The 22,250-nt window shown below is 67.9% G+C and carries 22 protein-coding genes; 7 read left to right on the top strand and 15 right to left on the bottom strand.

Translation table 11 applies throughout. The features are described 5' to 3' along the window. Positions 1-12 precede the first annotated feature (12 nt). From ASE48_RS29735 to ASE48_RS29725, 3 genes are all read left to right on the top strand, one after another. A complete protein-coding gene (locus ASE48_RS29735; RefSeq protein ID WP_057170947.1) occupies positions 13-501 on the top strand; it encodes an inorganic diphosphatase in 489 nt (162 codons plus the stop codon). Between the two features lie 73 nt (positions 502-574). Then, complete coding sequence (locus tag ASE48_RS29730; protein WP_200962300.1) at positions 575-1,096, top strand: 2-oxo-4-hydroxy-4-carboxy-5-ureidoimidazoline decarboxylase; 522 nt, start codon at positions 575-577, stop codon at positions 1,094-1,096. Positions 1,097-1,122: 26 nt separating this feature from the next. After that, a complete protein-coding gene (locus ASE48_RS29725; RefSeq protein ID WP_057170945.1) occupies positions 1,123-2,265 on the top strand; it encodes a serine hydrolase domain-containing protein in 1,143 nt (380 codons plus the stop codon). Here ASE48_RS29725 and ASE48_RS29720 read toward each other — a convergent pair. From ASE48_RS29720 to ASE48_RS29680, 9 genes are all read right to left on the bottom strand, one after another. Continuing rightward, a complete protein-coding gene (locus tag ASE48_RS29720) occupies positions 2,247-3,233 on the bottom strand; it encodes a 2-hydroxyacid dehydrogenase (protein ID WP_057170944.1) in 987 nt (328 codons plus the stop codon). The genes ASE48_RS29725 and ASE48_RS29720 overlap by 19 nt on opposite strands. Positions 3,234-3,235: 2 nt before the next feature. Then, complete coding sequence (locus ASE48_RS29715; protein ID WP_057170807.1) at positions 3,236-4,582, bottom strand: enolase C-terminal domain-like protein; 1,347 nt, start codon at positions 4,580-4,582, stop codon at positions 3,236-3,238. A 97-nt stretch (positions 4,583-4,679) separates the two neighbouring features. After that, complete coding sequence (locus ASE48_RS29710; protein WP_057170806.1) at positions 4,680-5,474, bottom strand: IclR family transcriptional regulator; 795 nt, start codon at positions 5,472-5,474, stop codon at positions 4,680-4,682. After that, entirely contained in the window at positions 5,471-6,196 is a 726-nt protein-coding gene (locus ASE48_RS29705) for a sulfite exporter TauE/SafE family protein (protein WP_057170805.1), read from the bottom strand. Before ASE48_RS29705 ends, ASE48_RS29710 begins: the two co-directional genes overlap by 4 nt. 34 nt (positions 6,197-6,230) lie before the next feature. Beyond that, positions 6,231-7,241: an ABC transporter ATP-binding protein gene (locus ASE48_RS29700; protein ID WP_057170804.1), complete on the bottom strand. Its 1,011-nt coding sequence runs from the start codon at positions 7,239-7,241 to the stop codon at positions 6,231-6,233. Continuing rightward, entirely contained in the window at positions 7,234-8,253 is a 1,020-nt protein-coding gene (locus ASE48_RS29695; protein WP_057170803.1) for an ABC transporter ATP-binding protein, read from the bottom strand. The genes ASE48_RS29700 and ASE48_RS29695 overlap by 8 nt, the downstream gene beginning before the upstream one ends. Beyond that, the gene (locus tag ASE48_RS29690; RefSeq protein ID WP_057170802.1) at positions 8,254-9,234 is read right to left on the bottom strand and encodes an ABC transporter permease; all 981 of its coding nucleotides are present in this window, start codon (positions 9,232-9,234) and stop codon (positions 8,254-8,256) included. Between the two features lie 10 nt (positions 9,235-9,244). Beyond that, entirely contained in the window at positions 9,245-10,174 is a 930-nt protein-coding gene (locus tag ASE48_RS29685) for an ABC transporter permease (RefSeq protein ID WP_057170801.1), read from the bottom strand. Between the two features lie 35 nt (positions 10,175-10,209). Beyond that, complete coding sequence (locus ASE48_RS29680; RefSeq protein ID WP_057170800.1) at positions 10,210-11,778, bottom strand: ABC transporter substrate-binding protein; 1,569 nt, start codon at positions 11,776-11,778, stop codon at positions 10,210-10,212. A 355-nt stretch (positions 11,779-12,133) separates the two neighbouring features. On the opposite strand from ASE48_RS29680, the gene ASE48_RS29675 reads away from it, so the two are divergent. Together ASE48_RS29675 and ASE48_RS29670 are read left to right on the top strand one after the other, a co-directional pair. After that, positions 12,134-13,120, top strand: coding sequence for a 2-hydroxyacid dehydrogenase (locus ASE48_RS29675; RefSeq protein ID WP_057170799.1), 987 nt, complete (start codon positions 12,134-12,136; stop codon positions 13,118-13,120). 104 nt (positions 13,121-13,224) lie between these two features. Beyond that, positions 13,225-13,638: a hypothetical protein gene (locus ASE48_RS29670; protein WP_156409435.1), complete on the top strand. Its 414-nt coding sequence runs from the start codon at positions 13,225-13,227 to the stop codon at positions 13,636-13,638. A 6-nt stretch (positions 13,639-13,644) separates the two neighbouring features. Here ASE48_RS29670 and ASE48_RS29665 read toward each other — a convergent pair whose 3' ends face one another. Together ASE48_RS29665 and ASE48_RS29660 are read right to left on the bottom strand one after the other, a co-directional pair. Then, positions 13,645-14,571, bottom strand: a complete 927-nt coding sequence (locus ASE48_RS29665) for a LysR substrate-binding domain-containing protein (RefSeq protein ID WP_057170797.1) — start codon at positions 14,569-14,571, stop codon at positions 13,645-13,647. A 53-nt stretch (positions 14,572-14,624) separates the two neighbouring features. Continuing rightward, positions 14,625-15,554 (bottom strand): oxygenase MpaB family protein, encoded by a 930-nt coding sequence (locus ASE48_RS29660; protein WP_235571710.1) that lies wholly within the window; start codon positions 15,552-15,554, stop codon positions 14,625-14,627. 82 nt (positions 15,555-15,636) lie between these two features. On the opposite strand from ASE48_RS29660, the gene ASE48_RS29655 reads away from it, so the two are divergent. Continuing rightward, positions 15,637-16,281, top strand: a complete 645-nt coding sequence (locus ASE48_RS29655) for a TetR/AcrR family transcriptional regulator (RefSeq protein WP_057170795.1) — start codon at positions 15,637-15,639, stop codon at positions 16,279-16,281. Positions 16,282-16,342: 61 nt separating this feature from the next. Then, positions 16,343-17,845, top strand: a complete 1,503-nt coding sequence (locus ASE48_RS29650) for an alkaline phosphatase D family protein (RefSeq protein WP_057170794.1) — start codon at positions 16,343-16,345, stop codon at positions 17,843-17,845. Here ASE48_RS29650 and ASE48_RS29645 read toward each other — a convergent pair. Genes ASE48_RS29645 through ASE48_RS29630 form a run of 4 tightly spaced genes read right to left on the bottom strand, consistent with a single transcriptional unit; the run spans position 17,838 to position 22,184 of the window. Next, positions 17,838-18,308, bottom strand: coding sequence for a hypothetical protein (locus ASE48_RS29645; protein ID WP_057170793.1), 471 nt, complete (start codon positions 18,306-18,308; stop codon positions 17,838-17,840). The genes ASE48_RS29650 and ASE48_RS29645 overlap by 8 nt on opposite strands. A 48-nt stretch (positions 18,309-18,356) precedes the next feature. Continuing rightward, the gene (locus ASE48_RS29640; protein ID WP_057170792.1) at positions 18,357-19,616 is read right to left on the bottom strand and encodes a glucarate dehydratase family protein; all 1,260 of its coding nucleotides are present in this window, start codon (positions 19,614-19,616) and stop codon (positions 18,357-18,359) included. Positions 19,617-19,619: 3 nt separating this feature from the next. Next, the gene (locus ASE48_RS29635; protein WP_057170791.1) at positions 19,620-20,561 is read right to left on the bottom strand and encodes a 5-dehydro-4-deoxyglucarate dehydratase; all 942 of its coding nucleotides are present in this window, start codon (positions 20,559-20,561) and stop codon (positions 19,620-19,622) included. Between the two features lie 33 nt (positions 20,562-20,594). Beyond that, a complete protein-coding gene (locus ASE48_RS29630) occupies positions 20,595-22,184 on the bottom strand; it encodes an aldehyde dehydrogenase (NADP(+)) (protein ID WP_057170790.1) in 1,590 nt (529 codons plus the stop codon). Positions 22,185-22,250 lie beyond the last annotated feature (66 nt).

Raw genomic sequence — 22,250 nt, 5'->3', positions numbered from 1 at the left:
GGAGCAACGCCGGTGTCGTTCGACGTCGTCATCGAGATCCCCAAGGGTTCGCGCAACAAGTACGAAGTGGACCACGAGAGCGGCCGCGTCAAGCTCGACCGGTACCTCTACACGTCGTTCGGTTACCCCGCCGACTACGGATTCTTCGAAGACACCCTCGGCGAGGACGGCGACCCGCTGGACGCTCTGGTGCTGCTGCCCGAATCGGTGTTCCCGGGCTGCATCGTCGAGGCCCGCCCGGTCGCGATGTTCAAGATGACCGACGAGGCCGGCGGCGACGACAAGCTGCTGTGCGTGCCCGCGGGCGATCCGCGCTGGGACCACATCCAGGATCTCGCCGATGTCCCGCCGTTCGAGCTGGAAGCGATCAAGCACTTCTTCGTCCACTACAAGGACCTGGAGCCGGGCAAGTTCGTGAAGGCCGCCGACTGGGCGGGTCGCGAAGAGGCCGAGGCCGAGCTGCAGCGTTCGATCGAGCGGTTCAAGGCCGACGGTCACTGATCGCGGGAATTGATTTAGCACCGCTGTAACACGCGGTAACCCGGGCGTGTCCTGGCCCTTTGATCATGGGTGTGTGCTGCTGCATCAAGGAATCGGCCTGGACGTGTTCAACACGTTGCCCGAACGCAAGGCCGTGCATGCGCTCTACGAGTGCTGCAACAGCTACGCGATGGCCCGTGAACTGGTCAGGGGACGTGCCTACCCCGATCACGACGCCCTCTTCCGTCGCGCGGACGCGCTGCTGTTCGAACTCCCCGAGGCCGCCGTCGATCAGATCCTCGACACCTGCCCCGACGTCGGACGGCGACCCCGAAGTGTCCGTTCCGCCTCCGAGCAGTGCTCGGTGTGGGACGACGACGCCGCGACGATGACGGAACTGGGCGCGGCATCGCGCAGCTATGTGGGCCGGTACGGCTTCCCCTTCGTGATGTTCGTCGACGGGCACTGCGCCGGCGACGTGCTGAGCGCGTTGTCGAACCGCATGCACCACGAGGTCGAGATGGAACGCAAGATCCTGCGCAACGAGCTCGCCAAGATCGGGCGCAGCCGGCTGGAACGGATGCTGGGTCCCGAAGGCGGATACCACAACTGGTAGGCCCCGCCCGGCGCATGATGTCGGGTATGGGAAACATCGACGGCCACTTCGCGCCGGAATTCGCCCCACTCGCCGAGGCACTGGACCAGGCCATCGCGACCGGCGAGGAGTGCGGCGCCGCGATCGCCATCGATGTCGACGGCGAATTGGTGGTGGATATCTGGGGCGGGCACACCGATGCGGCCCGCAGCACACCGTGGACGGCCGACACCATCGTCAACGTCTGGTCATCGACCAAGAACATCACCGCGCTGGCCGGGCTGATGCTCATCGACCGCGGCCTGATCGACGCACGCACCCCGGTGGCCGAGGTGTGGCCGGAGTTCGGCGCGAACGGCAAACAGCACATCGAGTTCCGCCATCTGCTCACCCACTCGTCGGGGCTGTCGGCGTGGGAGCAGCCGGTGACCCCCGAGGACGTACTCGACTGGGACCGGTCCACCTCGATGCTCGCGGCGCAGGCGCCGTGGTGGGAACCGGGCACGGCCACCGGTTACCACGCCCTGACCCACGGGCACCTGATCGGCGAGGTGGTGCGCCGGGTCACCGGCCGGACGTTGAAGCGGTTCGTCGCCGAAGAGATCGCCGGGCCGCTGGGCGTGGACTTCCAGATCGGTGCGGCACCGCAGGACGACGCCCGCATCGCCGAGATCATCGCGCCCGCAGACCCATTCGAGGGCATTCCGCCGTTCGAGCAGTGGAGCGAGCAGATGATCAAGACGTTCACCGGGCCTGCGCCTGACCCGCTGATCGCAAACTCCGCGGCGTGGCGGGCCGCCGATATCGGCGCCGCCAACGGTCACACCAACGCCCGCGCACTGGCCAAGATCCTCTCGGCGGTCTCGTTGGGCGGCACCGTCGACGGCGTGCAACTGCTGAAACCGCATACCGTGGAGCGCATCTTCGAGACCGAGATCGAGGGACCCGACCTGGTGCTCGCCGGCCACCACCTCCGGATGGGTCTCGGATTCGGCCTGCCCAGCCCCGCCATCGGATACATCCCGGACGGCAAGATCTGCTTCTGGGGCGGCTGGGGCGGGTCATGGCAATCCATGAACCCGGACCGTCGCACCACCATCGCCTACGTGATGAACAAGATGGGCCCCGGGATCGAGGGCTCCGCGCGGACCGACCGCTACTTCCGGCTCATCTACGACGTGCTGGGCTGAACCACGTTCTGCAGCGGCTCGTTTCGCAGCAACCGCCCGATGTTGGCGGCGATATCGTCGCCTCTGCCCTTGAAGGTGTCGGCGGTGACCCCGGAGGCGTGCGGGGTCATCAACACGTTCGGCAACTCGGCGAACGGCAGCTCACTGGGTGGGCACGGCGCGCCGGTACGGTTTGCGGCGTCCGGGTAGCGATACCAGACGTCGATGGCGGCGGCCCCGACGCGGCCGGTGAGCAGCGCGTCATACAGCGCGTTCTCGTCGACCAGCGGGCCGCGCCCGACGTTGATCAGCACGCCGTCGGGCCCCAGCGCGCTGAGCTGGCTGCGGCCGATCATGCCGGTGGTCTCCCGGGTCAGCGGTGCCGACACCACCAGCACGTCCGATTCTCGGGCAAGGTCATCGAGCCGGGACACGTCACCGGCCCACACCAACCCCGCGCCGTCGCGAACCCGTCCCGATCCGGTGACCGCGGCACCCTGGCAGCCCAAGGCGCTCAACAGCTTCCAGCTCTGCTGACCGATATGACCGAACCCGACGAAACCGATCCGGGCTCCGTGCAGGGTCGGCGGCTGGGCGATGGTGTCGTCATAGACCGAACTGGCCCACACCCCGCTGCGCAGGGCACGGTCCTGCTGCAGGAAGCCGCGGCGCAGCATGATGGCGGCGGCCAGGATGAACTCGGCAATGGAACGCTCGTGGTGAAAGGTGTTGGCCACCAGGACGTCAGCACCGAGCGCGTCGAAGGCGACCCGGTCGGTGCCGGCACCGGCCACGTGCACCAACCGCAGCTTCTCGGCGATGGCCGCCATCTCCGCGGTGAACAGGCCGCCGACGAAGACCTGCGCCTCGCGCAACCGGTCCGGACTGATATCGCCGCCGGCCCAGATCGTCTTGACCTCCGGCGGGAGGGCGGCCTCGAAGCGACGGCGGTGCGGGACCAGGTTGCGATCGCCGATGAGAACTTTCATCTTCACGAGTGACGTTGCAGGCAGGGGCGTTTGCTGTCGAAGCTCCAGCCGGGGATCAGATACTGCATGGCCACGGCATCATCGCGGGCGCCTAGCCCCTCGGCCAGGTACAGCTCGTGCGCAGCGGCCACCCGTTCCTCATCGAGTTCGATACCCAGGCCCGGCGCGGCAGGTACGTCGAGGTAACCGTCCACGATCCGGTACGGCTCCTTGGTGATTCGCTGCCCGTCCTGCCAGATCCAGTGCGTGTCGATGGCGGTGATGTCGCCGGGCGCCGCGGCGGCCACCTGGGTGAACATCGCCAGTGAAACGTCGAAGTGGTTGTTGGAGTGCGACCCCCAGGTCAGTCCCCACGCATCGCAGAGCTGGGCGACGCGCACGGAACCACCCATGGTCCAGAAGTGCGGGTCGGCCAGCGGGATGTCGACCGCGCCGGAGCGGATGGCATGGCCCATCTCACGCCAATCGGTGGCGATCATGTTGGTGGCGGTCGGCAGTCCGGTGGCCCGCTTGAACTCGGCCATCACCTCGCGGCCGGAGAAGCCGCCCTCGGGTCCCACCGGATCCTCGGCGTAGGCCAGCACCCCGGTGAGCTCCCGGCAGGTGGTGATGGCGTCCTTGAGTAGCCATCCGCCGTTGGGGTCCAACGTGATCCGGGCGTCGGGGAACCGGTCGGCCAACGCGATGACGGCCTTGGATTCGTCCGCGGCGGGCAGCACGCCGCCCTTGAGCTTGAAATCGCGGAAGCCGTAACGTTCCCGGGCCGCCTCGGCCAGGCGTACCACGCCTTCCGGGGTCATCGCCTCCTCGTGCCGGATCCGCAGCCAGTCATCGGCGCCGGAATCCTCATCGGCGGGGCTGCGGTAGGCCAGATCGGTGCGGTCGCGGTCACCGACGAAGAACAGATATCCCAGGGCCTGCACCCGGTCCCGCTGCTGTCCGTCGCCGAGCAGGGCGGCCACCGACACGCCGAGATGCTGACCGAGCAGGTCGAGCATCGCCGATTCCACTGCGGTGACCGCGTGCACTGTGATCCGCAGATCGAAGGTCTGGGCGCCGCGGCCACCAGAGTCGCGGTCGGCGAAGGTGCGCCTGATGTCGGCAAGCACCGCGTTGTAGGCGCCGATGCCGCGCCCCTCGACGAGCGGGCGGGCGTCCTCGAGTGTGGTCTGGATGGCCGCGCCGCCGGGGACTTCTCCGACACCGGTGTTGCCGTCGGAGTCCTTCAGGATCACCAGGTTCCGGGTGAAGAACGGGCCGTGCGCACCGCTGAGATTCAGCAGCATGCTGTCGTGGCCGGCGATGGGGACGACCCGCATCTCGGTGACAATCGGGGTCTGAACGCTCATATCTGCCAGCCTATAAATTGCGGTTGATGCACGTCCAACACTGTTATCGCATCAATTGATCCAACACTGATATGGCCCACCTGGCCGGACACCCTGATCACCCAAACCACTTGTCACCGTTGGCGACAGGCCGCAGCACCCGGGTCACCTTGTCGCCCACCGCGCACAGCGCCTCGACCAACGCCCGCTCGCGCTCGCCGGTGAGCCGGGACACCGGCACCGAGGCGCTGATGGCGTCCTGGGCGGGCCAGGTGTAGCGCAACGCCACCGCGAAGCACCGCAGACCCGCGGTGTTCTCCTCGTCGTCGGTGGCATAGCCGCGGATGCGCACGGTCTCCAGGGCGTCGTCGAGTTCGTCGTGGCAGGTGAGGGTGCGCGGCGTCAGCGCCATCAGCTCGCCGGGCAGATGACTGCGGCGCTCAGCCCCCACCCTTTCGGCCAGCAGAGCCTTGCCGAGCGCGGTGGCGTGCGCGGGCAGCCGCCGGCCCACCCGGCTGGCGGCTCGCCGGTACTGCTGGGACTCGCGGGTGGCCAGATAGACGATGTCGGTGCCATCGAGGCGACCCAGGTGGAAGGTTTCGCCCCAGTCGGTGCGCAGGTCGTCCAGGAACGGCGCGATCATCGGCAGGTACGGATCSCCGTCGAGATAGCTGGTGCCCACCAGCAGTGCCCGGATGCCGATCCCGTACAACGCACCGGTGTCATCGCACCGCACCCAGCCCTGGGCCATCAGGGTGCGCAGCAGCGCATGGGCACTGCTGCGCGGCATGTCCAGTGCCTCGCTGATCTCGCGGATCCGCGCGGGCTTGTCCTGCCGGGCGGCGAGATACTCCAGCAACTCGACGGTGCGGACGGCCGATTTCACGCCTGCGCGCGCGGTGGATTCGCTCATAGCAGACCCGTCTGTTGGATGATGAGGACCACCGCGCCGATCATGGAGACGGTGATGGCGGTCCACCGCTGGCGAATCGGATTGAGGATGCGGTTTGCGTAGCGGGACAACACATACCCCAGCAGCGCGGCCGGTATCAGCACACCGAACATCGCCACGGTGTGCCGGTCGACGGCACCGGTCAGGGTGAGCATGGCGATCGACATCACTGAACCGATCAGGAAGAAGCTGCTCATCGTCCCCCGCAGTTCGGGACCCTCACTGCGCTGCCAGACCAGCGCCATCGGCGGGCCGCCGATGGATGTCGCGGTGCCCAGCACACCCGAGGTCGCCCCGGCCAGCACCAGATTGCGCCGACGCGGTGCGGGCACCCAGCCCAGCCCGGTCACCGCGACACCGCCGATCACGACGGCGGCGATCAGGATGGCCAGGGTGTGCTCGGGAATCGCGGCGAGCAACAGGGCCCCCGCGACCGTGCCGGGAACCCGTCCCAGCAGTGCCCAGCCGGCACCGGACACGTCGATCGAGCCGCGCTCCTTGATCACGACCATCAGCGTGAGCAGGGTCGCCAGCATGATCAGCGTGCCCGGCACCAGGCCGGGATCCACGATGGCGACCACCGGCGCGGCCAGCATGCCCATGCCGAACCCGATGGAGCCCTGCAGGCAGGACGCGAAAAGGACCGCGATCGCCACGATCGCGTATCCCAGGACGCTGGTCATTTCCCGTCGCTTCGCTCGCCCGCCATCACCCCGATCACGCGTTGGACAATGCCGACTGCTGCTCGTCGATCCGGGGATGATGGCACTCGGCGGCGTGTCCGGGCACCAGCACATCCAGCGACAACGGCGGGCGCTGCTCGGCGCAGATGTCGGTGGCGGCCGCGCACCGGGTGCGGAACCGGCATCCTGACGGCGGGTTGAGCGGTGAGGGCACCTCGCCCTTGAGCAGGATGCGCTCGCCGCGCTGTTCGTCGCGCAACTTCGGGGCCGCCGACATCAGCGCCGAGGTGTAATGGTGCGACGCTCGGTCGAAAACGGCTTCGGTCGGGCCGTTTTCGATGATCCGGCCGAGGTACATCACGGCCACCCGGTCAGCGACGTGGCGCACCACCGACAGGTCGTGCGAGATGAAGACATAGGAGATCTTCAGTTCCTGCTGCAGATCGTTGAGCAGGTTGAGGACCTGTGCCTGCACCGAGAGGTCGAGCGCGGATACCGGTTCGTCGCAGATGATGACCTCGGGGTTGAGCGCCAGCGCCCGCGCAATGCCGATGCGCTGACGCTGACCGCCGGAGAACTCCTGCGGGTACTTGCCGAAGGCCTTGGCGCCCAGGCCGACCAGGTCGAGCAGACCACGGACCCGCATGTCCCGGTCCGCGCGCGAGCTGTACAGCGTCTTGTGGGTGCGCCACGGCTCGGCGATGATCTCGGCCGCGGTCATCCGGGAGTTCAGCGAGGCGTAGGGGTCCTGGAACACCATCTGCACGCGGCGGCGGAACTTCAGCAGGTCCTTGCCCTTCAGACCGAACGGATCGATACCGTCGAAGGTGACCGATCCGGAGTCCGGGCGTTCGAGCATCATCAGGGTGCGGGCCAGTGTCGACTTGCCGCAGCCGGATTCACCGACCAGGCCCAGGGTCTCACCGCGGGCCAGGTCGAGGTTGATACCGTCCAGGGCCTGCAGTTTCTTACCGCCGGACACCCGGAACGACTTGGTCAGGTCGCGGACCGACAGCACCTGCTCGGCCTCGTGATTCTCAGGCATGTGAAACCTCCCCGGGGAAATGGCATGCGGACTTGCGCCGGCTGCCGACGTCCTGCAGAGCCGGGCGGGTGCTGCGACAGATATCGCGGACCAGCGGGCAGCGGTCCTGGTAGACGCAGCCGGTCGGGATGGAGTGCAGATCCGGCGGTGAGCCGCCGATGGATTTCAGTTCGGCGCCACGTTCGGCGGCGACGGGCACCGAGTCCAGCAGACCCTTCGTGTAGGGATGCTTCGGATCACCGAAAACCTCGGCCACCGATCCGGTTTCGACGATGCTGCCGGCGTACATCACCGCGACCCGGTCGGCCTCCTCGGCGACCAGCGCGAGGTCGTGGGTGATCAGCACGACGGCCATGTCGTACTCGGCGCGCAGACTCTTGAGCAGCGCCATGATCTGGGCCTGCACCGTGACGTCCAGCGCGGTCGTCGGCTCGTCGGCGATCAGCACCTTCGGGTTCAGCGCGACGGCCATCGCGATGAGCAGGCGCTGCCGCATACCGCCGGAGAACTGGTGCGGGTAGGCCTTCATCCGCTCCTCGGGCTGCGGGATGCCCACGCGCACCATGAGTTCCATGGCCCGGCGTTTGGCTTCCTTGGCCTTCATCCCGTGGTGGATGCGGAACGGCTCGGCGAGCTGGGTGCCCACGGTGTAGAGCGGGTTGAGCGCGGTGAGCGCGTCCTGGAAGACGATCGCGAGTTCGGGTCCGGCCATCTCGCGGCGCTTCTTGCGATCGACCGCCATCAGGTCGACGCCGGCCATGGTGGCCGATCCGTCGACGACCTGCGCGACAGGTTCCAGCAGGCCCACCAGCGCGGTGGCGGTCATCGACTTGCCGCAGCCGGATTCGCCTAGCAGCGCCAGCGTCTCACCGCTGCGGGCGGCGAAGGTGACGTGGTCGACGGCGCGGACGGTGCCGGCGATGGTGCGGATGTCGACGGTGAGATCCTCCACCCGCAGGGCGGGGTCGGCGTCCGTCCGGTCCACGGGCGGGTGTTCAGCGACAGCAGTCATCTAGAGAGCCTTTCCGGACTTGGCGAAGCGGGACAGTCGCTTCTGCGGAACAGTCAGCCGCCACCGCTGGGCGGGATCGGTGGCGATACGTGCCCAGGCCGCCAGGATGGTGGCCGAAACTGTGGTGATGACGATGGCCAGGCCCGGCAGGAAGGACAGCCACCATGCGGTGTGCAGGTAGGTGCGGCCCTGGGCGACCATCAGGCCCCAGCTGACGTCGGGGGGCTGAATGCCGATGCCCAGGAAGCTCAGTGAGCTCTCGGCCAGCATCACGTAGCAGAAGTCCAGGGTGGCCACCGTCAACAGGGTGGGCAGCACGATCGGCAGCACGTGCCGCGTGATGATCGAGGTGCCGCTGGCGCCGAAGGTGCGGGCCGCGTCGACGAACACCCGGGTGGACAGCTCGGCGGACTCGGCGCGCGCGGTGCGCAGGTAGACCGGGATGCGGGTGATCGCCAGCACCGCAACGATGTTGGCCGCGCTCGGGGAGAATACGTAGAGCACCACGACGGCGAGCAGCAGCGACGGGAAGCTCATGATGACGTCGGCCACCCGCATGGCGACGGTCTCGCGCCACCCGCGGTAGTAGCCCGCCCACATGCCGATGATCGATCCGACGACGGCCGAGATCACCACGGCAGGAATGGCCACCGACAGAGTGGTCTGACAGGCGACGACGAGTCGGGCGAGCATGCTGCGGCCCAGCGGGTCGGTGCCCAGCACGTTGGCCCAGCCGTGGGCGAGGGTGAAGGGCGCCTGGTTGGAGTTGTCCAGGTCGATGTCGGTGGCGAGATCGCCGACCAGCATCGGACCGAACAGCGCGGTCAGCGCAACGAGGCCGAGGACGGTGGCCGCGACGGCCGCCACCCGGTCGTTGACCAGCATCCGGAACCACACCGAGCGGCCGGATGCCTTGCGCGATGCCGGCTCTCCGACGATGGCGGTGGTGGGCTTGACCGGTACCAGATCGATTTGAGTCATCTGTTTTTCCTTAAACCTTGGCCGGTTCCCGGACGCGTGCGTCGAGCAGCGCGTAGCAGGCGTCGATGGCGATGTTGAGGATGAAGATGCTGACAGCGGTGAGCAGTACTGCTGCCTGCAGCACCGCGAAGTCGCGTTGCAGGATGGCGTCGATCATCAGCTTGCCGATACCGGGCCAGCCGAATATGGCCTCCACCACCACGGCGCCGTTGATCAGGCCGACGGCGAGGTCACCGGCGACGGTGAGGGCGGGGGCGGCGGCGTTGCGCAGCGCGTGGTGGGTGACGACGCGGAAGTCGCTGGCGCCCTTGCTCCGTGCCAACCGGACATAGGGAGCCGACAGAGCTGACACCATGGCTCCGCGCACCACCTGCGTCAACACGCCGAGCGGCCGGATCATCAAGGTGGCGATCGGCAGGATCCAGGACAGCATCCCTGCGTCGGTACCCGAGGTGGGCAGCCATCCCATCAGCACCGAGAACAACCAGACGCCGGTGATGGCGAACCAGAAGTCGGGGATCGATGCCGCGGTCATGGACAGCAGGCTGGAGAACCGGTCGGCCAGCGAGTTGGGCCGGTAGGCGGCCCAGCAGCCGATGACGACGGCGCCGATGATCGCGAGCAGCATGGTGACGAAGGCCAGCTGCAGGGTGGCGGGGAAGGCGCGCAGCGCCATCTCGGAGGCGGATTCGCCGGTGCGCAGCGAGGTTCCGAAATCGAGGTGGATGATGCCCTTGAAGTAGTCGAAGAGCTGGACGATCAGCGGGTCGTTGAATCCGTTGGCGTCGGCGAAGGCCTGGCGCTGATCGGGTGTCGCGGACTCGGGCAGGTACAGGTTGGTGGGGTCGCCGGTGAGCCTGGCAAGCAGGAACACTCCGAGGAGCACGATCACCAACGGTAGTGCGCTGGTGTACATCCGGCGTCGAACGAAGGAGAACATAACGGGTGTGACCCTTCAGAAGAGGATGCTGACTGTCAGGACTGGTCGGTGCGGTCGGATGAGGCGTGCGTCATCGTGGCCAGCAACATTTCGTCGCCGGTCGCCGGGTTCGGTTCATAGTCCACGCGGGGAGACTTGCCGAGGATGCCCCGCATGTGGGCGATATAGGCGAACTGCATGATCTTCTCCGGTTCGTCGGCGAAGATCTGGGCGTAGGCCTGTTGGCGCGCTTCTCCGGTGAGCCTGCCGGCCGCAGCAATCTGCTCATCGAAAGCTGGTGTACCGAAAGCGCTCTGGGCTCCGTCCGAGCGCATGTACTGGTCGACGGAGAAGGCGGCGTCACCGGCCTGGTTGCCGTGCTGGATGAGTGCGAGGAACGGTCCGGCATTGGCCGGGAACGGCTGCAGCTGGTATTCCAGCTGGGCTGCGGTGTCCATCATCTCGATCTTGACGTTGAGGCCGGCGTCGGCCAGCTCGCTCTGGATCACCTCGACGGTCTCGGTGACGCCGGGGAACTGGCTGTTGCGGCCGATCAAGCGGATCTGGCGGTCCACCGGGACCCCGTCGGCCCGCGCCTCGTCGACGAGTTGGCGGGCCTTTTCGGGGTCGTGCGGCCACAGCTGGAGATCGGAGTTGAAACCCACGACACCTTCGGGGATCAGCTGCGCCGCGGGCTCGCCGAGCCCACGGAACAACGCCTTCACGATGCCGGTGCGATTGACCGAGTAATTGATGGCCTGGCGCACCCGCATGTCGTTCAGCGGTGCCTCGGCGCCGGTGATACGTAGCGCGGTGGTCTCGTTGTTCTGGAAGGGCACACCGAGATCTCCGGCCCCGTCCTCGGGTCCGAGCCCGGTCGCGATGTCCACCTCGTCGTTGGTGAGCATCGCTGCGCGCACACTTCCCTCACTGCGCCACTTGTATTCGGCGCGCGCGAAGGCGGGCGGCGTGCCCCAGTAGGTGGGGTTGCGCGCCAAGGTGAGCTTCTGGCCGTAATCCCAGCGCTCGATCGCGTACGGTCCGGTGCCGATGGGCTCACGGACCTTCTCGGTCATGCTGGTGGTCACCGGAACCATCTCGACGAACGAGATGCGCAGCGGCAGAATCGGATCGGGCTCGGTGGTGCCGACCACGACGGTGTGCTCGTCGGGCGTCTGCAGGGCCAGCACCTCATCGCCGAAGACGTAACCGTCGACGTTGCACTGCAGGTCGGAGTTGACCGCGCGGTCGATCGAGAACGCGGCGTCGGCGGAGGTGAACGGTGCGCCGTTGGAGAAGGTCACACCGTCGCGCAGCGTGAAGGTCCACTCGTTGGCAGACGTCTGCTCCCATCCGGTGGCCAGCAGCGGCAGCAGATCGCCGGTGGTGGAATCGCGCTCGGCCAGCGGCTCGGTGATGTTGGAGCGGGTCACGATGCCGGTGGATGTCAGCGAGCCCTCGCACGGTTCCAGCGTGGGCGGCTCCTGGGGAAGCACGATGCGCAAGGTCTCGGGGTCATAACCACCGCTACCGGTGTTGGCGACGCTGCATCCGGCGGCCAGCACCGCTGCGCTGGTGAGAAGTGCGAGCCGGCGCAGCGAGGCTCGGGCAACTGTCGCGGCCATCGGGACCTCCAGATCAAGGGTGTGGGCTGTACTACCTGCGATCATCGGCAGTGACGTCTACGTATGTGGACATCACTTGTGACGGTAGACACACCGTAAGAGCGGCTCTCGGACACCGTCAACCGCCCGAAATGGGCCGCTGAGCGGTTCTGCGCATCCGCCCGGGGCTGGACGTACCCACCCGAAATGGCCGGTGATCAGGTACTTTAGGGGGCCGCACAGGCCTTTGATACCCGGGAACGGCTCACGATTGCCTAGTCATGCGGGTTCTGCATTAACCCATGCTATTTCCGTGTTGGACAGGTATCCGCAGGTCTCAATACCGTACGTAGTGAGCAGCGAAGGAGCAGCCCACATGCCCGACACCTCTTCATCTTCTTCCGACACCAGGGTCCTGCAGGTCGGCCCTCTGAAGCCGTCTCTGGCCGAGACCCTGCGCACCCGTTACGGAGCGCAGACCCTCCCCGACGATGCGGCCGCGCGCGCCGAGTTCCTCGCCGGCCCCGGCGCCGATATCACCGCCGTCGTCACGTCCGGCCGCACCGGCGTCGATGCCGCGCTGATGGCCGAGTTGCCCCGCCTCGGCGCGGTGGTGAACTTCGGCGTCGGCTACGACACCACCGATGTGGATGCCGCTGCACTTCGGGGCGTCGGGGTGAGTAATACCCCCGACGTCCTGACAGACTGCGTCGCCGACACCGCGGTGGGCCTGTTGATCGACACCATGCGGCAGTTCTCCGCATCCGACCGCTATGTGCGGGCCGGGCAGTGGCCCGTCAACGGCAACTACCCGCTGACCCGGCAGGTGAGCAACACCCGGGTCGGGATCATCGGACTGGGCCGCATCGGTGGCGCAATTGCCAAGCGGCTCAGCGCCTTCGGATGCGCCATCAGTTATCACAACCGCCGTGAGGTCACCGAATCGCCGTACACCTACGTGGGGTCACCGGTGGAACTCGCGCAGCAGGTCGACGTGCTGGTGATCGCCGCCGCCGGCGGCAGTTCCACGAGCAAGCTGGTCGACGGCGCGGTCCTCGACGCGCTCGGTGCAGACGGCTACCTGATCAACATCGCCCGCGGCAGCGTCGTCGACGAGGTCGCCCTGGTTGCCGCGCTGCGCGACGGCCGGCTGGCCGGCGCCGGGCTCGACGTGTTCGCCGACGAGCCCAACGTCCCGGCCGAGTTGCTCGAGATGGACAACGTGGTGCTGCTCCCCCATGTCGGCAGCGGCACCGTGCAGACCCGCGCGGCGATGGAGGACCTCACGCTGCGCAACCTCGACGAGTTCCTGGCCACCGGCCGGCTGGTCACCCCGGTGCTGCAGCCCGGGGCCCGCGTCTAGGCAGCTCTCTTTGCATTTTTGGGATCGGTAGCCGTCCCGCTGCGCTGTACTTCCTTTCATCGGCAAGCCCGCCTGGGCACGGCCCAGCGAAGGGAATGATCCAGATGAGCGAGATCAGGCGATTGACGAAGGTGGCCGTGGTGGCTGCCGCCGTGGGTGCAGCCGGGCTCGGCGTGGGCGCCGGCATCGCGGCCGCCGGGCCGTACACCGCACCGACCACCCAGTGGTGCCCGGGCCAAGCCCTGCCGTTCCAGGAGATCCGCTGGGACATGAGTGTGTGCCACACCTACTTCACGGTCCCGTTCGGGCAGGGCAACGTGCGGATGGTCTACCCCGACGGGTCGGCCGCCGACAGCTTCATCTCCGCGGACATCACTCCCCCGGAACTCACCCCGTCCGCCCCGCAGCCGCTGCCGCCGGGTACCCCGTTCTGCAGTCCTCGTGGCTCGCTGATCATCATCGGCCCGATCTGCGACGAGATCGGCCTGGACATGCCCCCCGGCTCACTGCGGCGCTAGCCGCGGTCAGCCGATGACCTGTTCGACCAGGTCATCGGTGGTCCACTCGCGGGCAGGCAGCACATCCCGTAACAGCCGCAGCAGCGCCGGGTTGGTGCTGTCCCCGCGCCAGGCGGCGTCGAGTTCGACCGGGCGCTCCCGGAACGCCCCGATGGTCCGGAACACCACCCCCTCGGGGTGCAGGGTCGCCGCCGACGCGGGCACCAGGGCAATCCCGATTCCGGAACGCACCAGCACCAGCATGGTGTGCACCTGGGTGACGAACTGCACGAAGCGCGGCGTCGCACCGGCGATGGTGAACGTGCTGATCAGCAGTTCGTTGAAATAGCGGGCCTGCACCGGTGAATACATCACGAAGTCCTGGCCGTCGAGATCGTTGAGGGTGAGCTGGCGGCCCTGTTCGGTGAGCGGGTGCCCGGCGGGCAGTGCGGCCACCAACTGCTCGTGCAGCAACGGACGGGACACGATCCCCGGCCGCTTCAGGGGCGGCCGCGCCATCCCGAGGTCGATCTCGCCGCTCATCAGCGCCTCGACTTGTACCGATGAAACCATCTCGCGCAGTTCGAGTTTCACATCGGGAAGGATGCTGCGCGTCTGTTCGAGCAGGCGCGGCAGCACCGCGTGCGCGGAGGCCGCGGTGAATCCGACCACCACCGTGCCCAGGTCCCCCGCCGGTACCCGCCGCACGGTGAGCGCGGCGCTCTCGGCCAGCTGCAGGATGCGGCGTGCGTCGGGCAGGAAGGCCACCCCGGCCGGGGTCAGGGTGACCGACCGGGTGGTGCGGTCGATGAGCTGCACCCCGAGTTCGGTTTCCAGCTGCTGGATCTGACGGCTCAGCGGCGGCTGGGTCATGTGCAGGCGTTCGGCGGCGCGGCCGAAATGTAGTTCCTCGGCGACGGCGATGAAGCAGGACAGCCGGGCCAGTGAGAACATCCATGCACTCCTCGTATCACCGCACCGATGCGGGACGTCAGCAGTGCATCAGTCTAGCTCGCGGCGGGCGCGAAGGACTCCAACTCGTATTTGTGGTGGAAGGCGCGCAGCTGTTCGTAGCGGTACCGGTTATAGGCCATCGGCTCCAGCAGCGCCCACTTCGGCAGCCAGCGCCGCGCGGCCCGGATGGAGGCCCGGTAGCAGGCGAACTCGAGCTGTTTGCGCGAGTTCCAGCTGCTGCCCAGCAGTTCCATCATCGTCGGGTGCGTGGTCGACTCGGCGCAGATGCGGGCGGGCCGCGCCATCGCCGGGGCCGCCAACCGCCAGACCGGCGCGATGATCTGGTGCAGCCAGTGCGGGCCGAACAACGTCGGCACCGGCGGTGCGCCGAACTGGTCGGCGGCCCACAGCAGGAACGGGTTTGCCGCCAATTCGGTGGCCGCGACCTCGTCGTAGTAGGCCTGCATCTCGGCCACCGTCGGCGGCACTTCCGATGCCGTGCTGGGCAGCCCGACATCGGCCATCGCACACACCGTTCGGTAGACGATCTCGCGCTGTTCGGTGGTCAGGTCCTTGCCGTAGACCGCGACGTAGCCGGCGTAGAAGATGTTCAGCGACGTGGTGCCGACCCATTTCCACAGCGCGGGATCGAGCGCGCTGAAACGTTCGCCCTCGAAATCCCCCGTGCCGACTCCGTGCACCGCACCGTGTTTGGACTTCAGCCGGTCCTGGGCGGCGTGGCGATCGGCCTCGTCACCGAAGGCCAGCGGGCCGTTCCACAGGTAGCTGTTCAGCCCACGGTCGGTGAAATTGGCGGCGAAGCGCCCACTGGCGTCGACGGCCGCGGCAACCTTGCGGTAGGCCACCTGGTCGAGCGCCAGCCGTCCGAACAGACCGAACGCCAACGGCATCCCCATCCACCACCGCACATCGGCGGCCAACTCGTGATGTGGTTGGCCGGGTTCCCACGGCTTCGGATCCATCTCAGCTCCCATCGCGAAACAGGAAACACCTGTGTGCAGATTGAGGAAATCAGCCCCATATGCCCTGTGTCAAGATGGTTCGATGGTCACCCGGCGGTACGGAGGGCAGACCGCCGACGACCGGGTGGCCGAACGGCGGGCCCGGCTGCTCGCCGCGGGATTGGAACTGATGGGCACCCGCGGCATCGCGGGCACCACGGTGCGGGGCGTCACCGAGGCCTCCGGGGTCGCGGCGCGCTACTTCTACGAGAGTTTCCCCGATATCGAGGCGCTGCATCTGGCCGTCTACGACACCGTCATCGAGGAGAGCGCGCGCCGCTCGGTCACCGCGCTGGCCGAGGCGCCCGATGACGACCTGGCGAGAACGCGCGCGGTGCTGGCCGAATTGGTGGATCTAATTCTCGCCGACCCACGCAAGGGCAGGATCCTGGTGCTGGAGGCGACCGCATCACCGGCGTTGGGCCGGCGCAGTCTGCAGGAATCCAGCCGGTTCGCCGGCATGCTGGCATCGACGGCATCCAGCGGTGATCCCGGCCTGCCGACCGATGATCTACCGACCGATCTGCGGCTGGTCTCCCAATTCCTGGTCGGCGGTGTCATCAGCACGATCGGCGCGGTGCTGCTCGGCGATGTCGAGGTCGACCGCGAGCACCTGGTGGATGTGCTGGTGCGGCTTTTCGACGCGGTGCGTGCGCCGACGGCATGGCAACCACGAGATGACGGCTGACGGAGAGACACCGGACAGCTGCGCGTCACCTGCGGGCAAGGTCGGCATCTGACACTGCGCCGTGTCGACGAATCTGTCCCGCCGTGCGCTGCTCGGTGGGGCCCTGGCCGTCGCGGCGATCCCGCTGGTCGGCTTCGGCCGGGCCGAGCTGACCTCCGACCCGTTCACCCTCGGGGTGGCTTCCGGGGAACCGGTCCCCGACGGCGTGGTGATCTGGACGCGGCTGGCACCGGTACCGTTGGCCGACGACGGCCTCGGCGGAATGCCTTGGCGGATGGTCGATGTCGAGTGGGAGGTCGCCACCGATGAACGCTTCCGCGGAGTCGAACGGCGCGGGATGACCGTGGCGACACCGGAATCGGCGCACGCCGTGCATATCGAACTCGCCGGCCTGCGACCGGGCACCGAGTATTTCTACCGGTTTCGCGCCGGTGGCTACATCTCGGCCACCGGGCGGACCCGCACGGCACCGCAACCCGGTGCACTCGCGCCCCTGACAATGTGTTTCGCCTCGTGCTCGAACTACGAGCAGGGGTGGTTCACCGGCTACCGCAGACTGGCCGAGGACCACCCGGAACTTGTTGTGCACCTTGGTGATTATCAGTACGAGTACGCCGGCAAGGACGGCGGTGTGCGCAGGCATGTGGGACCGGAGACCGTCACGCTGGCCCACTACCGGCAGCGCCTCGCGCAGTACAAAACCGATCCCGACCTACAGGCCGCGCATGCCGCCGCACCGTGGCTGGTGGTGTTCGACGACCACGAACTGGACAACAACTGGGCCGCCGATGTGCCCGAGGAGCCGCAACCGGACTTCCCGGCCCGGCGCGCCGCGGCGCTGCAGGCCTACTACGAGAACATGCCGCTGCGGCCGTCGGCGCGACCGCAGGGCACCGGGATGCGGCTGTACCGGCGCGTGCAGTGGGGAGCCCTGGCGACATTCCACCTGCTCGACACCCGCCAGTACCGGACCGATCAGGCCTGCGGCGACGCCTATGGCGCCGACTGCCCGGAGCTGAATTCCCCGGGGCGCACGCTGATCGGACCCGATCAGGAACGCTGGCTGCTCGCCGGCCTGCGGGATTCGCGGTCCCGCTGGGACATCCTGGGCCAGCAGGTGTTCTTTGCGCCGCTCGATGTGGTGGCGGGACCGCGCCGCGGTGTCAACGCCGACGCCTGGGACGGGTACGGCGCCTGCCGCGACCGGATCACCGCGGGGCTGGGCGGCGTACGCAATCCCGTCGTGCTCACCGGCGATGTGCACTCACACTGGGCCGCCGAGATCAGCGACCCCCGATCGGGGCCGGTGGCAACGGAATTGGTGACATCATCGATCACCTCGGGCGGGGACGGCTCGGACTCCCGCCCGGATGTGGATGCGATTCTCCCGGAGAATCCGCACCTCAAATACTTCAGCAATCGCCGGGGCTACGTCCGCACCCGCATCACGGCCGACGGACTGCGGGCCGACTTCCGGACATTGCCGTTCGTGACCCGTCCCGGTGCGCCGGCACGCACCGACGCGACGTTCGTCATCGCCGACCGCGCCCCGGTGCTCACGTGAGTTTGATGGCCGCGATCTTCACCCGGCGCACGGATTCCTCCCACTCGGCCAGGGTGGGATACACCCCGTCGCGGAACATCATCCCCAGCTGCCGTTGCGCCTTTTTCGGGCTGTAGGACTTGGCGATCCGGTCGGCGATGCCGGCGACCGTGGCGGGTTCGGTGATGAGCTCACCGTGCATGGTGCGGGTCTTGCCGCGGTGGGACACCTGCGCGTCGGCACCGCCGCGGAAGTTGTACTTCCACTGCGCCTCCAGCACGACGTAGAGGGCACCGTCGAGTGCATGCGCGCTCACCGGCGTCGCATAGCGCTTCCCGGTCTTGCGGCCGGTGAAGGCCACCAACATGAAATCGCCGATGTAGCCGCCGAGCGGGGTCTTGAGGGCGACCTTCAGCACCCGGTTGACGACGCTGAGCAGTAACTCCGGCGGGTGGGCGGCTTCGACGGCCGATGGGTCTGCCATCCACCCACCGTAACGGGGCGAGCGAAGCGACGGGAAAAAAGCCAGGGCCTACCAGCGCGGGCTGACCAGCTCGAAGTTCGGGTCGACGGTCTTCATGTAGCCGGTGTCATCGCGATCGCGGATACCGCAGCGCAGGTACTGCTCGTGCAGTGCGGCCAGCGAGTCCTCGTCGATCTCGACGCCGAGGCCCGACGTGGTGGGCACCGGGACGGAACCGTCCACGAAGCGCAGCACACCGTCCTTGACGACCTCTTCGGTCTTCCACGGCCAATGCGTGTCACACGCGTAGGTGAGGTTCGGTGTCGCGCCGGCCAGGTGCACCATCGCGGCCAGGCTGATGCCCAGGTGCGAGTTGGAGTGCATGGACAGGCCCAGCCCGAACGTCTCGCAGATCCCGGCGAGCAGCCGGGAACGCTGCAGTCCGCCCCAGTAATGGTGATCGGAGAGAACGACTTTCACCGATCCCTTGGCGACGGCGGGGGCCAACTGATCGAACGCGACGACACACATGTTGGTGGCAAGTGGAAGCGGCGACTCACTGGCCACGGAGGCCATCCCGTCCAGGCCCGGCGTCGGATCCTCCAGGTACTGCAGGATGCCGGCCAGCCCGGAGGCCACCTTGACCGAGGTCTGCGGAGTCCAGGCGGCGTTGGGGTCCAGCCGCAACGGCATGCCGGGGAAGGCTTCGGCCAGCGCCTCGATGGCCGCCATCTCCTCCTCGGGAGGGAACACCCCGCCCTTGAGTTTGATTGCGGTGAAACCATATTCGCCAATGATGCGCTGGGCCTGGGCGACCAGACCCGCGGGGTCCAGTGCCTCGCCGAAGCGATCGAGCTCCTGGCCGGGGTGCGCGGCCCACTTGTAGAACAGGTAGGCGCTGAAGGGCACCGCGTCACGGACCTTGCCGCCCAGCAGATCCGATACCGGCCGGCCCAGCGTGTGGCCCTGCACATCCAGGCAGGCCACCTCGAAGGGCGAGAGCACCTGATCCACCGCGCTGGCGGTGGTGATCATGCCCGCGGTGCCGACGGCGGCGTCATCACCGGCCAGCCGAACCGCGATTGCCGCGCGGATTTCGTTGAGCGCGAATACATCCAGACCCGTGATCGCCTCGGCGGCGGCATGCAGCCGGGCCAGGTGGCGGGTGTCTGCGTAGGTTTCACCAAGGCCCACCAGGCCCGCATCGGTGTCCAGCTGGATGATCGCGCGCAGCGCGTAGGGCTGGTGCACCCCGACCGTGTTCAGCAACGGCGGGTCGACGAACGCGACCGGGGTGATGCGGGCTCCGGTGATCCTGATCGGCGCCATGGTCTAGACGGCCTCGCTCAACGATGCGGCCAGCACCGCGCGGCCCGCGGCGATGATGGAGCTCAGCTGGGCCAGGTCATCGGCGTGCGGCATCACCAGCGGCGGACGCACCGGTCCGGCGGGCACACCTTCCATGGTCACGCCGGCCTTGACCAGCGAGACGGCATAGCCGGGGACGGTGTCGCGCAACTGCACCAGCGGGATGAAGAAGGCGTTGAGCAGCGCGTTGGTCAGCTCGGTGTTACCGGATTCCAGCGAGTTGTAGAAGGCCAGCGCCAGGTCGGGCGCGAAGGCGAAGGTCGCCGACGAGTACAGCGGGACGCCGATGGCACGGAACGCCAGCTGCGTGGTCTCGGCGGTGGGCAGCCCGTTGAAGAACAGGAAGTCGGGGTCCACCTGAGTGGTGACGGCGGCGACGATACGGGCGACCTGATCGAAATTGCCGGTGCCGTCCTTGAATCCGATCACGTTGGGGATCTTGGCGACGGCGACGGCGGAGGCCTCGGTGAACTTCGCGTTGTTGCGGTTGTAGACGATGACCGGAAGCTCGGTGGCCCCGGCCACGGCGGCGACGAAGTCGACCAGACCGGGCTGCGGTACCTCGACGAGGTAGGGCGGCAGCAGCAGCAGACCGTCGGCGCCCGCTTCTTGAGCGGCGACGGCGAAGCGCTTGGACTGGGCCACCGACCCACCCGCACCGGCGTACACCGGGACGCGGCCTGCGACCACCTTGACGGCGGTGGCGACGATGACGCGGAACTCGTCCTCGTCGATGGCGTGGAATTCCCCGGTGCCGCAGGCAATGAAGATCCCGCCGGGACCGGCCTCAAGCCCCTTGGTCAGGTGCGCGGTCAGGGCGTCGACATCGACGTCACCGGACTCGGTGAACGGGGTGACGGGGAAGAACAGAACGCCTTGGAAATCGGGGCGCAGGGTGGGACGCATGGGCGGGCCTTTCGGATCGGGTGTGGGTGTGGTTCAGGATTGGGAAAGCTGGCCGTCGATGCGGCGCCACAGACGATCGGGGTTTCCGTCGGCAATGGCGCTGGGCAGCAGTGCTTTCGGAACGTCCTGGTAGGCGACCGGGCGCAGGAAGCGCTCGATGGCGCGGGCACCGACCGAGGTGGTCCGGGAGTCCGAGGTGGCCGGGAACGGGCCGCCGTGCACCATGGCGTGGCACACCTCGACGCCGGTGGGCCAGCCGTTGAACAGGATCCGGCCCGCCTTGAGTTCGAGCAGCGGCAGCAACTCGCCTGCGGCATCGACATCGGAGTCATCGGCGTGCACGGTGGCGGTGAGCTGGCCCTCGATGCCCTGGGCGACGACGGCCACCTCCGCGGCATCGGCGCAGCGCACGATCAGGCTCGACGAACCGAACACCTCGGCCTGCAGGTCCTCGGATGCCAGGAAGCTGTTCGCATCGGTGCTGAAAAGAGCTGCCTGACCGCAGGTCTCGCTGCCCTCGGTGCCGCGGGCGACCAGTTCGGCGGCCCCGGCGAGTGACTCGACGCCGGATGCGTAGCTGCGGGCGATGTTCGGGGTGAGCATCGGGGTGGCCGGCGCGGCCGAGATGGCCTCCTTGGCGGCGTCGACGAACGCGTCCAGCCCGGGGCCGTCGACGGCGATGACGAGGCCCGGGTTGGTGCAGAACTGGCCGGAGCCCATGGTGAGCGAGCCGATGAACGCCTTGCCGAGTTCGGCGCCACGGGTGCTCAGCGCCCCGTCGAGCAGAAACACCGGGTTGATGGAGCTCATCTCGGCGTAGACCGGGATGGGTTCGGGGCGGGCGGCGGCCGCCGCGACCAGAGCCGTTCCGCCGGTGCGGGACCCGGTGAAGCCGACGGCCTTGATCCGCGGATCGGTGACCAGTTCGATGCCCAGTTTCTGACCGGTGCCGAACAGCAGCGAGAAGGTCCCGGCGGGCAGGCCGCTCTCGGCGACGGCCTCGGTGATGGCGCGGGCGACGATCTCGGAGGTGCCGGGATGCGCGTCGTGACCCTTGACGATCACGGGGCAGCCGGCGGCCAGTGCCGATGCGGTGTCACCGCCGGCGACGGAGAAGGCCAGCGGAAAGTTCGAGGCGCTGAACACGGCGACCGGGCCGAGCGGGATGAAGCGCTGACGGATGTCGGGGCGGGGCAGCGGGGCACGGTCGGGCAGTGCGGTGTCGATGCGGGCACCGTTCCAGCTGCCCTCGCGCAGCACACCGGCGAACAGCCGCAGCTGACCGGTGGTGCGGCCGACCTCGCCGGTGATGCGGGCCTGGGGCAGACCGCTCTCGGCGACGGCCCGCGCGATCAAGGTTTCACTGACCGCTTCGATGCGGGCGGCGATGGCCTCCAGGAACTGGGCGCGTTGCTCAGACGTGGTGGCCCGGTAGACGGGGAATGCCGCGGCGGCCGCGGCGGCGGCGGCCTCCACATCGGCGCTGTCGCCGTGCCGGTACGCAGGTTCCAGTGGTTGACCGGCGGTGGGATCGAATCCGCGAATCTCGGCACCGGTTCCGCTGACGGGCGATCCCGCGATGATCATCTGGCCGGTCAGCTGATTGGCGAGGGTGGCAGTCATGACACCAACGCTAAGACGCCGATCCATTCATGTCCAAGACCGATTCAGTGCCAACTAATGCACGGA

Source organism: Mycobacterium sp. Root265 (genome assembly GCF_001428895.1).
Lineage (GTDB): Bacteria > Actinomycetota > Actinomycetes > Mycobacteriales > Mycobacteriaceae > Mycobacterium.
The sequence above is the reverse complement of the archived record's forward strand: the minus strand, read 5'-3'. Positions and strand labels throughout refer to the sequence as shown.